This window comes from Hyphococcus formosus (assembly GCF_046736345.1).
Taxonomy (GTDB): domain Bacteria; phylum Pseudomonadota; class Alphaproteobacteria; order Caulobacterales; family Parvularculaceae; genus Hyphococcus; species Hyphococcus formosus.
Map to the genome: position 1 here is coordinate 1,084,579 of NZ_CP157210.1, position 12,221 is coordinate 1,096,799.

Sequence of the window (12,221 nt, forward strand, 5' to 3'; positions counted from 1 at the left end):
TTTAAAGGGAGAATTGATGGTTGGGGGTCTATCGCGCTGGCGACGTAGATTGATATGCGGAATCTCTCTGTTCGCTCTTGCTGCCTGCGGCGGCGGCGGCGACGATGAAACGATTTTACCTCCGCCAACGACATCGCCCCCTGCCACGCCATCGGCCAGCCCCCTGTTCAAGCCCGCGTCACGCAATCTTTCTATTGTTGAAGTAGAAACAATCATCGCGCAGGCCGTCGAGGAAGCGCGGGCGCGCGCGACCCCTGCAACCATCGCCATTGTCGACCGCTCGGGGAATGTGCTTGCGGTCTTTGCGATGAACGGTGCACGAACAACCACGAAGGTCCGCCCCGCCCCCAATGCGCCAAACACATCGCTACAAAATATCGATGTTCCCGCAACGCTGGCAGCGATATCGAAGGCCATAACGGGCGCGTATCTTTCTTCTGGCGGCAATGCCTTTTCGACACGCACTGCGAGCCAGATTGTTCAAGAACATTTCCCGCCAGCGCCAACGACACCGGGGCTTGAAAGCGGCCCGCTTTTTGGCGTGCAGTTCAGCCAGCTGCCTTGTTCCGACCTTAACACCCGTGCGGTCGCCAGCGGCCCGTCAATCGGCCCACAGCGAGCACCGCTCGGGCTTGCGGCGGATCCTGGTGGCTTTCCGTTATATAAAGATGGTGTTGTCGTCGGCGGCATCGGTATCGTCATCGACGATGATTATGGTTTTGACGAAGACACGCTCGACACTGATGACAGCGACGAAGAAGCGGTCGCCTGGGCGGGATCAACGGGCTTTATCGCGCCCGCCGACATCCGCGCAAACAGAATTGCCGTAGACGGAACGTTTTTGCGCTTCACCGATACGACCACAACGATGAGCACGCCCGCCTCCGCGCCCGGTTTTAGCGCGATTAACGGTGTTCAAGGCAGCCTTGCTGATGTGACCGGTTATTTTGACAGTAGCGGCGGCGTCTATGCGGGTACTGCCTATGGTACAGAAGCCTCCGGTATTCGCCCCGCAAGCGGCGCGGAGTATAGCAATAGCGATATCTATGTATTGTCCGATGGATCGGGCGTTAATCGATACCCCGCCAGCGGCGGCACCGACAGTGCGAGCATCCCCACCCCCCTCAGCGGCACCGAAGTTACTGCGATCCTCGAGGAAGCCTTTCTGGTTATGACGGCCGCACGCGCCCAAATTCGCCAGCCGCTAAATAGCCGCGCGCAGGTGACAATTTCGGTGGTTGATACATATGGCCAGATTTTGGGGATTGTCCGGGGGCCAGACGCGCCAATCTTCGGGACGGATGTTTCATTACAAAAAGCCAGAACCGCAGCGTTCTTTTCAAATCCCGTCGCCGCATCGGACCTCAGCAACACATCACCGCCGGTTATCGCCGGTTTCAACACAACGAAATCCGTTCCGTCTTATGTTCCCGATATTCGCTCCTTCATTCCTGATCCGACTGCCTTAACCGGCGATTTCGCATTTTCCGACCGCGCGGGCGGAAATCTCTCGCGACCCTATTTTCCCGATGGTGAACTCGGTACTGCCAATGGTCCGTTCTCGCTACCGATTGATCAATGGAATATTTTTGCGACGGGCCTTCAGACCTCTTTGATCGTTGAAAATATTTTAGAGCATGTCATTCACGTTTCTGGCGGCGGTGCGGATACGGCTGTCGGCTGTACATTTCTGCCGGATATTCCCAGCCTTCCGGGCACGCAAAACCGATTGCAAAACGGCATACAGATTTTCCCCGGTAGTGTTCCAATCTATCGCGGCTCAACTTTGGTCGGCGGCATTGGGGTGTCCGGCGATGGTATCGATCAAGACGATATGATTTCATTCCTCGGTGTTGATCGCGCGGGCGAGCGTCTGAATGACGCGATTGGAAATGCACCGCCAGCCATACGCGCCGACCAAATTACCATTAGCGTCAATGGCGCGCCGGTTCGGCTGCGCTATGTGAATTGTCCGTTTACGCCCTTTGTAGATTCCGATGAACAAAATGTCTGTCAGGGAAAATAAGAAAATGACCCTACGTTCCATCATGACATTTTGGATTTGCGCAATCGGTCTTGCCCATGCGGAAGAACCGCCGCTTAATCCCGGTGCAGTGCCGCCGCCACAGATCGGTGATTATGCGGATTGCCGCACGCCCGGTCGTGAATTTGTGGAATGCGCGCCCGCAATTCCTGATCGTTGGCGATTGGCCGAAAATTTGGGACTTTTAAAAACGCGATGGTGGGACCCCTATAATCAAAACACCCTGAAAGGTGACAGGCCAATATTCGGAAAGGATTGGTTTTTTGTTGCCTCGATTGTCTCCGATACCTTTGCCGAACCACGCTCCTTTCCTATTCCGGTTGGCGTTCAAACGACAACGGACCCCGGCGATCTCGATGTTTTTGGCGACAGTGACAGCTTTGCGTTTAATCAAAACCTGATCACCAGCTTTTCTCTGATTAAAGGGTCAACCGCCTATAAACCGCAGGATCTCGAATTTCGACTAACGCCGGTCTTTAATTATAATTTCGCGCGGGTCGAAGAGAAGCGCATTCTCTATGTAGAACCATCCGAAGATCTTCACCGCCATGACGGCTTTATTGGGTTGCAAGAGGCGTTTGTCGACTACCACATCCGCAATGTTTCCGAGCGGTATGATTTTGATTCTGTCCGGTTTGGTATTCAGCCTTTCTCCAGTGATTTTCGCGGGTTCCTGTTCCAGGATAACCAACTGGGCGTCCGGTTTTTTGGGAACCGCGACAACAACCGTTTTCAATATAATCTAGCGGCCTTTGCACGGCTTGAGAAAGATACCAATTCCGGCCTGAACGACGTTACCGTTCGTCCGCGAAAGGATTACGTTTTTCTCGCAAATCTATACCGGCAGGACCTCCCCTTTCCCGGAATGACGAGCCAGATCACCGCCGTTTACAACATGAATCGTGAACGGAACGATATCGAAATCGACAAAAACGGTTTTCCCGTGCGCCCGGCTCTTCTTGGCTCTCTTCGTGGTCGCAATTATGACGCCGCCTATCTCGGTTATAATGCTGACGGACGTGTCGGAAGAATAAACCTGACTGCCTCTGCCTATTACGCTATTGGCAAGGATCGAAATTCTATTTTCACGGACGAAAGCGCGAATATCCGCTCTTACTTCGCGGCGATTGAACCATCTTATGATCGCGACTGGGCGCGGTTCCGCCTGTCCGGCCTGATCGCAAGTGGCGATGGCGACCCCTTTGATGGCACCGAACGTGGGTTCGATGCGATTTTTGAAAACCCGCAATTTGCCGGTGCGGATACCAGCTATTGGATAAGGCAAGGCATACCCTTTATTGGCGGCGGCCGGGTCATCGGCGTCAATGGCCGAAACGGACTATTGCCCGATTTACGGTCGAGCAAAGAACAAGGGCAGTCGAATTTCAACAATCCGGGTCTCATTCTTGCGGGCGCTGGCGCAGATTTCGACGTCCTGCCCGAATTGCGGATTTCACTCAACGCCAACCGGCTATGGTTTCATAAAACCGATACGCTCGAAGCGCTAAGGGTTCAGGGTGACATCGACAATTCTATCGGCTGGGACCTTTCGAGCGCAGCAATTTATCGGCCCGGCTTCATTCAGAATGTCGTCCTCCGCCTTTCCGGTGCCGCACTCAAACCCGGAGACGGATTTAATGCCCTTTATGACAATAACGAAAAGCGCGATCTTTATTATTCGGTACTATTCAACGTGGTGTTGAGCTACTGATGCGTGGTTTACTGATCATATTCCTTTTCTTGGTTGCTCAACTGAGCCATGCCTTTGCCGCAGGCGAAGAAAAACCGGTTGATCGCGATTATTCTCGAGTCACGGCGGCCCCCGCCCCTATATATCAAGACCAAGCGGCGGCGGACGCAAAAAGCATCGGTTGCCTGACCTGCCACACGGCCACAGACGCACCGACAATGCATAATCCCGTCGCTGATATCCGTCTTGGATGCACCGACTGTCACGGGGGCGACCCAACCATTAATGCCGCAGGGTTAAATACTGATAGCGCCGCCTATAACACCGCGCGCGATCAGGCGCATGTATTGCCGACCTACCCTGATAGCTGGCATTACCCAAGCTCAGCGAACCCGAAGCACAGTTTCTCGCTTTTGAACCGAGAGTCCCCTGAGTTTATCCGGTTTGTAAATCCGTCTGATTATCGCGTCGCGCGGGAGTCCTGTGGGTCGTGCCATATGCGAGAGATACTTGCGGCCGAGCGTTCAATGATGGCCACGGGGGCCATGCTGTTAGGCGGCGCGGCCTATAACAATGGTATTCTTCCGTTTAAAAACTATATTCTGGGTGAAGCCTATACCCGCGATGGCGAGGCCGCCGCCATTTGCTCTCCCGGTGAACCAATAGAACCCGGCAACGACAATATCCTTGGCTGTCCGACCCAGCCCTCTGCGGCCGCGATGGCCCGTGGCGCACTCCCTTTCCTTGCCCCGCTTCCGACCTGGCATGTTATCCCACCTGCGGATGTCTTTCGCGTGTTTGAACGGGGCGGGCGCAATATCCTCACGCAATTCGCTGAGATCGGATTGCCGAACCCAACCGGCCAAATTCAACGCCTTGAAGAGCCCGGCCGCCCTGACATACGTCAATCCAATCGCGGCCCCGGCACCGGGCTTCGTGTTGCAATCCCTGTATTGAATATTCACAAAACCCGTCTCAATGATCCGTTTACGTGGTTTTTGGGAACAAACGATCAACCCGGCGATTATCGCTCATCAGGCTGTGCGTCATGTCATGTGGTCTATGCGAATGATCGTGAACCGCGCCACGCCCTAACCTATACCCAATTCGGGCGTGATGGCGAAACGACAACCGCTGACCCGACCATCAACAGGAACGAACCGGGCCACCCCTTAAAACACGCATTCACCCGCGCTATTCCGACGTCGCAATGCATGAGCTGCCACATGCACCAGCCGAATATGTTTATGAATACATATCTCGGTTACACGATGTGGGATTATGAATCCGACGCCCCATCCATGTGGCCGGAAAAACAGAAATACCCGACAATCGACGAACAACGGAAAATTTTGGACAGAAACCCAGAAGGAGCGTCTGTTCGCGGGAAATGGGCGGATCTTGATTTTCTGAGGGACGTCTATGATTTGAACCCAGACCTCAAGGATACGCAATTTGCCGATTATCACGGGCATGGCTGGAATTTCCGCGCCGTATTAAAGCGCGACCGTAAGGGCAATTTGCTCGATGCTGAGGGCAATATCATCGACCCCGATGACCCTGAGAAATGGCGCAAAGGCGACGAAGGCAAGTTTGTCGAGATCGGAAAAAATCCGGGCAAGACCGTTCATATGATGTCGATCCATGCGGAAGTCGGCATGCAATGCGCTGATTGCCATTACGCGCAAGACAGCCACGGCAACGGATATATTCACGGTGAGGTCGCAAGCGCCGTTGAGATCCGTTGCAAGGATTGCCACGGCACCGCGGAAAACTATCCGACCTTGAAAACGACCGGCCCGGCCGCCGGGCCGAATGGCCGCGATTTAAGCGTATTGAAAAACCCCGATGGTCGTTATCGCTTTGAATGGCTGACCCGCAATGGTCGCAAAACGCTTGTTCAACGGTCTATCATTGATCCGGACCTTGAGTGGGAATTGTCCCTCGTGAAGGATTCCGTCACCCCGGGCGCGCCAAGCTATAACCCTAAATCTGCGCGGGCAAAAACCGTTTCTCTTGGCACTGATGGTCAAATGAAATGGGGCGCTAAAGGCGCCACAGGCGACCTTGCCCACAAGGACGACGAGATGGAGTGTTATACTTGCCATCTTTCGTGGACGACCTCTTGCGGCGGATGCCACCTTCCGATCGAAGCGAATTGGAAAACGTCGGTCAATCACTTTGACGGCGAAACAACGCGCAACTATGCGACCTATAACCCACAGGTCGCCCGGGATCAGATGTTCCAGCTCGGCAAACACCAAAACACAAAAAACAATAGTATCGCGCCGGTGCGTTCTTCATCCGCATTGGTGCTGTCATCAACCAATGTCAATCGCGAGCGAATTTACGCCCAACAACCGCCTATATCCGCAATTGGCTTTTCCAGCCAGGCCTTTGCGCCGCATTTTCCGCATACGGTGCGAAAGACCGAAACGAAGACCTGCACCGATTGCCACCTTTCGGCCGACAACGACAATAACGCGATTATGTCTCAACTCCTCCTCTTGGGGACAAACTTCGTTAATTTCGTCGGTCTGCACGCATGGACCGGCCTTGATGGCGGTATCGAAGCCGTACGCGTGACCGAGTGGGACGAGCCGCAAGCGGTTTTCGGGTCCTATTTACAAAAATACGCCTATCCTGATTACTACAAAGCCCATGTGGAACGTAATGATCGTGAACTGATCAATTGGACACGAGGCAAGGCATTTGGTGACGGCCTTAACGGGGAAACAGGCGCGCTCGAAGAGATCGCTAATGTCACACAGGATACTGGCGGCGCTGTTCGTTGTATTCAGTTACGCGGTGAATACCTCTTCACTGCCGAAGGTAAAGGCGGCTTCCGCGCCTATGACGTCGCCAATATCGCCAACAAGTCATTCTCAGAACGTATCGTCACGGCACCCTTCTCTCCGCTAGGGCATGACACACATGTAAAGTCTAAGAACGCGACCTGTATGGCGCTTGCCACAAATCAACCGATTGATCCCGCGCGAAACACCCCTGAAATGCGCGCAATGAACGACGAACAAGCGTTTCATCCGATTTACAATTACGCGGTCATTACCGATGCAGAAGAAGGCCTGATCCTCGTCAACATCAATACACTTGCGGATGGTGAGCCGCGAAATAACTTTTTTGAACGTGCGGTAACATGGAATGATGGAGACGTTCTGACGGGCGCACGTCACATCACCCTTGCGGGCCATTACGCCTATATTACGACGCCAAATGCGCTGGTTGTCGTCGATCTGAACAATCCGCTTTCGCCAAAGGCGACGGCGGTCATTCCAATGAATGACCCGCGCGCCAGCGCCCTTCAATTCCGGTATCTATTTGTGACCGATGCCGAAGGCTTAAAGACGCTCGACGTTACGGAACTCGCACAACCAAAGCCTGTTCCGGGCGCAGTCGTTCCAATCCAAAATGCGAAGAAGCTTTATCTCGCGCGGACCTATGCCTATGTCGCGGCTAAGCAAGAGGGCTTGGTCATTGTGGATATCGAGAAACCCGAAACGCCGTCGATCTATCAAAAATATTCCGCAAACGGTCAATTAAACGATGCGGAAGACGTTATCGTCGCGACGACCAACGCGTCATTATTCGCCTATGTCGCTGATGGAAAGAACGGCCTCAAGGTGCTTCAGTTAACCAGCCCCGAAAGCCAACGAAACTTTTATGGCTTTTCGCCAGAACCAAAGCCCGAGTTGATCGCCTGGCGGAAAACCGTAAAACCCGCCTTGAGCCTTTCAAAAGGGCTCGACCGTGATCGCGCCGTTGACGAAACCGGACACCAGATGGCGGTGTTTGGCCGGTTGGGTTCACGTCCGTTTAACCGCACGGAAATGGAACGGCTATTCCTGACCGAAGACGGCAATCCTTATTTTGTGACGGATGATATCGAGCCTTGAGCGAACCGGTTTGTCGCCTAAAGGCTCTCAATCATACTCCGTACACTGGCGGCCTCTGGAGCATCCGCTGGCATCGTTGCAAGGAGCCTTTCCCAATAGGAACGCGCGCGCGCTTTATCGCCTGACTGGCTCGCGGCCAATCCTTGGAAATAGAGCGCAAATGGATGTTCGGGGCTCAGTTCTGAGACCTTATCGATCGCCGCTTTTGTTTCTGCGTCAATCGGTTTGTTCTCTGAACGCAGGACCGTCAAAAGCGCTTCTGCCCGCCCTAAACTCAAGGCTACATCTTCGGGTGCCAGTTTGATCGCATTGGCGTAGGCATCCGCACTATCGCGGTAACGCCCCAAGACCGCATAGGATCGCGCGAGCATGGTCCAGCCTTCGATATCATCAGGGTTCTGTTCAAGGCGCGAGGCAAGACCAGACACCATGCCTTCGATCATGGCCTCTCGATCTTCGGCGGACATGTTTTGCGCTGCGGCCATTTGCTCTTGCGATGGGCCACGGCGCGGCGTGCCGTCGGCCAGTCCCGCCTCTATGGCATCGAGTTGCTGCAACACAAATGGTGCCTGCGCATAGCGCTCCCGCGCCTCAGCGAGGATACCCTTTGCACCGGTGACATCACCCTCAGCCAATCGCACTTCGATCGCATTAACCCAATCATCAAACGAGGACTCCCGAGACAATACGCTAACTCCCGTGTCCTCTTTTGCACCAAGACCCAAACTTTCCGGGTCGATACCAAGCTCATTTGCAATGAGATCGATCTGTGAGCGCACAATCGTTAGCCATGGCGCACCCGATGGCGCTTCACCCGCCAAACGAACGAGCTGATCCAATGCCGATTTTGGATCATCCTGTTGATAGGTGCCAAGGGCCTTATAAAACCGAGCCCGCGGTTCGGCGGGGTCTATCGCGAGGGCGCGGTCAAATGCAGCCTGCCCATCAGCGCTAACCACTCCACCAGCCGCCATCGTAATGGCCTCACCTTCGGCTGCGTGTAAAAACGCGCGTTCCGGCGCGAGCGCGCGTGCTTTCCCAAACGCCTGTGCCGCAGCGCTGAACCGGTCCATCCGCGCATAGGATTCCGCCAGCAAAATCCAATCGTCTAAATTTTCCGGATTGGCCGCAACACGCTCTTCAAGCGCCGTAATTGACTCCGCAAGCGGCGGTGCATTCTGATCTGTTTGTTGCTGCGACCGCGCCGCGATCATTGTGGCTTCCTGACTCGTCTCACCACCAGGATTACCAATTGCCATATAAATAGCGAGGGCCGCTATCGGCGCAGCCGCGATAATCATTGTGCTGATTTGAGCGACCGTCCGGTTTGGTTTCCCGCCAGTTTCGCCTTTATCACCGCGTGCGGCCGCCAACAGCCGTCGCCGCGCATCAAGCCGCGCTGCATCAGCTTCCGCTTCGTCAATTAATCCTGCGGCTTTGTCGCGCTCAATATCATCAAGCTGTGCCGTGAGGTAATCTTGTTCATCGAGATTATCCGATTGCTGCGAGCCGCGGAAAAATGGCTCTACAAGAAACGCAATAATAATGGCGCACAGAAGAATAAAAACGAACCAGATCATCAGCCGCGCTCATCAATGATACGTTGAACCGTGGCTTCTTCCTCGTCAGACAAATCATCCTTTGCAGCGACCGTCGGCTTTTGGTTGCGCAACACAAGAAAGACCCCAAGCGTGCCAATTACCAACGCAAAAGCCGGAAACACCCAAAGAAAGACAGTATTGCCCTGAACCGGTGGTTTCAAAAGAACATAGCTACCATAACGCTCGACAATGTAATCAATAACTTCTTGATCGCTCTCGCCGGCGGAAATGCGCTCACGAACCAGAATGCGAAGATCCTTCGCCAGTGGCGCATTTGACTCTGCGATCGACTGGCTTTGGCAAACGACACAGCGCAATTGCATATCAATTGCCTTTGCCCGTTCTTCAAGCGCTGGATCGGCCAAAACCTCGTCCGGTTCTGCTGCATTCGCGATACCAATGGCGAGCCAAAGGCATAATGAAAGGAAAATTGCTCTCATGACCGCCTCAGATCCTCGATCATGGGTGCCAGCACCTCTTCCCAATATTGATCCGTAATCGGACCAGCAACACGAAAACGAACCCGCCCTTGTTTATCGATCACAAAGGTCTCGGGCGCGCCGGTCACACCGAGATCAATAGCAACACGCCCATTCTGATCGTCACCGATCAATGAATAGGGGTTACCGAGCCGATTGAGCCACGCAATTCCCTCGCCTGGTTTTTCTTTCCAGTTCAATCCATAAATCGGAATTTCATCGCGCGCGGCCAATGCCATCAATGTCGGGTGCTCGATGTGGCAACTCACGCACCAGGAGGCGAAGACATTGAGCAACGCCACTTCACCTTTAATGTCATCGCTTGAAAGGCCGCTCTCCATGCCTTTAATCGCGGGTAGATCGAATTCGGGCAAGGGCCGGTCAATAAGTTGCGACGGCATATTCGATGGATCGCGCGTTAGCCCGTTGGCCAGAAACGCACCAATGATCGCAAACAATGCTAATGGGGCAATAAACAGTAAGCGCTTCATGCTGGTAAACCTTCAACTGCTTTTGGCGCAGGTTTTCGGCGGAGTTTCGCCGGTTTTTTACCGCGATCCGCAAAAGCGACAAACCCGCCAAGCGCCGTCACCGCCGCGCCCCACCAAAGAAAAGCAACAAACGGATTAAAGAACAATCGTACCGGCCAGCCGCGGCCCGAGGTGTTCTCACCAAAAGAGATATAAAGATCGTTCGTCCCTTGGGCACGGATCGCGGCTTCGCTCGTTTCCATGCCGCGCACGGGGTAATAGCGTCGCTCGCCCCAAAGCGTGAAGGTCCGGCTGTTCTTCTCCGCGCGGAAGGTTGCGCGTTCGGCCTCATAATTCGGCCCGCTGATGCGCTCAACCGATTGAAGCGTCACCGAATACCCAGCGACTTCGGCCGCATCGCCTTCGGCCATCAGCGCAACGGTTTCCGTTTTCCAAAGACTGATCCCAACCGCGCCGAGCGCGAATACCGCCAGACCGATATGTGCAATCGCGGCACCCCAAGCGGCTCCCGGCAATCCTTTTGCGCGAGCCATGCTGTCCTTCATCGGGGCACGGAACAGCTTAACGCGCAGGAAAATCTCAGTCGCCGCGCTGATAATGAGCCAGGCTACCAGTGCGATCCCGATTGCGCCGGTCACCCGTTCGCGCTCCGCGATTACCGCCACAACCAAAGCCGCGACAACCGCACCAATAGCTGCCGGAGTGAGCCAGCGGATGGTCTGACTGATATTGGCCCGTTTCCATGCAAGCAATGTCCCTGCCCCTGCGAGCGCCAGCGTGATCGCCGCGATCTTGGTGAAGACCAGATTGAAATAGGGTGCACCGACGGAAATCTTTTCGCCGGATAGAACGTCGATGAACAACGGATAGAACGTTCCGACAAACACCGTCGCACAAGCCGTCAGCATAAGCGCATTATTGACGACTAAAGCCCCTTCGCGGCTGACCGGTGCAAACGCGCCCGTAGGCGATAAAGCATTTGCGCGCGCCGCGAAGACCGTCAACGACCCGCCAATTGCGGCGATCAAAATCGCCAAAATAAATACGCCTCGCGCAGGATCGACCGCGAATGCATGCACCGAAGTAATCACCCCCGAGCGCACAAGAAATGTCCCCACAAGGCTGAGGGAGAAGGCCGTGATTGCCAATAAAACCGCCCAGCCTTTCATGGCGTCGCGACGTTCAACCACGCGAATTGAATGGATCAATGCTGTGCCCGCAAGCCAAGGCATGAACGAGGCATTTTCAACGGGGTCCCATGCCCACCAGCCGCCCCAGCCCAACTCGTAATAGGCCCACCATGAACCAAGCATGATGCCGATCGTCAAAAACGTCCATGCAATAAGCGCCCATGGCCGCACAAGCCGCGCCCAGACTGTGTCTGCTTTTCCGCGCAGGAGCGCCGCAACCGCAAATGAAAACGGTATCGAGAATCCGACATAGCCAAGATAAAGAAACGGCGGATGGATGGCGAGGCCCGGGTCCTGCAGCAAGGGGTTCAAGCCGACACCATCCTGCGGCGTAGGAAACAGCCGTTCAAACGGATTAGACGTAAACAGAATAAATGCAATGAATGCGACAATAATCAGCGATTGCACGCCGAGCGTCAGGTTCAACAATTCGCGTGGTGCCGCCCTTCCCTGCGCCGCCAATACGCCGCTGAACAATGTCAGGATCAACACCCATAACAGCATCGATCCTTCGTGATTGCCCCACGTGCCGGTCAATTTGTACACAAATGGTTTGGCGCTATGGGAATTTTCGTAAACATTGATGACCGAAAAATCAGATTGCCCAAAGGCGTTCATCAGTGACAAAAACGAAACCAGCGTTAGCCCAAAAACAACAATTGAAGCTCGTTGTCCAAATATGGTGAAGCGCGCGTCATCCTTGGCGCTACTTGCTCCCACAAAAAGTGAAATTGCCTGCGCGATAGAAACCGCGAAGGCGAGGATTAAAGCGAAATGTCCGATTTCAGGGGTCATTCGGGGGCCGGTTCTGG

General features: G+C 54.4%; 7 protein-coding genes. 3 read left to right on the top strand and 4 right to left on the bottom strand.

Annotation, left to right across the window (positions count from 1 at the left end; translation table 11 throughout):
• The first annotated feature begins 16 nt into the window (after positions 1-16).
• Genes ABFZ83_RS05060 through ABFZ83_RS05070 form a run of 3 tightly spaced genes read left to right on the top strand, consistent with a single transcriptional unit; the run spans position 17 to position 7,648 of the window.
• Positions 17-2,026, top strand: a complete 2,010-nt coding sequence (locus ABFZ83_RS05060) for a heme-binding protein (protein ID WP_411818344.1) — start codon at positions 17-19, stop codon at positions 2,024-2,026.
• A gap of 22 nt (positions 2,027-2,048) precedes the next feature.
• Positions 2,049-3,755: a hypothetical protein gene (locus ABFZ83_RS05065; RefSeq protein ID WP_411818804.1), complete on the top strand. Its 1,707-nt coding sequence runs from the start codon at positions 2,049-2,051 to the stop codon at positions 3,753-3,755.
• Entirely contained in the window at positions 3,755-7,648 is a 3,894-nt protein-coding gene (locus ABFZ83_RS05070) for a hypothetical protein (protein ID WP_411818345.1), read from the top strand. Before ABFZ83_RS05065 ends, ABFZ83_RS05070 begins: the two co-directional genes overlap by 1 nt.
• Positions 7,649-7,665: 17 nt before the next feature.
• Here the strand turns inward: ABFZ83_RS05070 and ccmI are convergent, their stop codons facing one another.
• Genes ccmI through ABFZ83_RS05090 form a run of 4 tightly spaced genes read right to left on the bottom strand, consistent with a single transcriptional unit; the run spans position 7,666 to position 12,204 of the window.
• Positions 7,666-9,228 (bottom strand): c-type cytochrome biogenesis protein CcmI, encoded by a 1,563-nt coding sequence (gene ccmI / locus ABFZ83_RS05075; RefSeq protein WP_411818346.1) that lies wholly within the window; start codon positions 9,226-9,228, stop codon positions 7,666-7,668.
• Entirely contained in the window at positions 9,228-9,689 is a 462-nt protein-coding gene (locus ABFZ83_RS05080) for a cytochrome c-type biogenesis protein CcmH (protein ID WP_411818347.1), read from the bottom strand. Before ABFZ83_RS05080 ends, ccmI begins: the two co-directional genes overlap by 1 nt.
• A complete protein-coding gene (locus tag ABFZ83_RS05085; protein WP_411818348.1) occupies positions 9,686-10,219 on the bottom strand; it encodes a DsbE family thiol:disulfide interchange protein in 534 nt (177 codons plus the stop codon). The genes ABFZ83_RS05080 and ABFZ83_RS05085 overlap by 4 nt, the downstream gene beginning before the upstream one ends.
• Positions 10,216-12,204, bottom strand: a complete 1,989-nt coding sequence (locus ABFZ83_RS05090) for a heme lyase CcmF/NrfE family subunit (RefSeq protein ID WP_411818349.1) — start codon at positions 12,202-12,204, stop codon at positions 10,216-10,218. The genes ABFZ83_RS05085 and ABFZ83_RS05090 overlap by 4 nt, the downstream gene beginning before the upstream one ends.
• Positions 12,205-12,221 lie beyond the last annotated feature (17 nt).

Coding starts and splice junctions, on each gene's coding strand:
- ABFZ83_RS05085 (WP_411818348.1), bottom strand. CDS start 10,219: ATGAAGCGCTTACTGTTTATTGCCCCATTAGCATTGTTTGCGATCATT.
- ABFZ83_RS05065 (WP_411818804.1), top strand. CDS start 2,049: ATGACATTTTGGATTTGCGCAATCGGTCTTGCCCATGCGGAAGAACCG.
- ccmI (WP_411818346.1), bottom strand. CDS start 9,228: ATGATCTGGTTCGTTTTTATTCTTCTGTGCGCCATTATTATTGCGTTT.
- ABFZ83_RS05090 (WP_411818349.1), bottom strand. CDS start 12,204: ATGACCCCTGAAATCGGACATTTCGCTTTAATCCTCGCCTTCGCGGTT.
- ABFZ83_RS05060 (WP_411818344.1), top strand. CDS start 17: ATGGTTGGGGGTCTATCGCGCTGGCGACGTAGATTGATATGCGGAATC.
- ABFZ83_RS05080 (WP_411818347.1), bottom strand. CDS start 9,689: ATGAGAGCAATTTTCCTTTCATTATGCCTTTGGCTCGCCATTGGTATC.
- ABFZ83_RS05070 (WP_411818345.1), top strand. CDS start 3,755: ATGCGTGGTTTACTGATCATATTCCTTTTCTTGGTTGCTCAACTGAGC.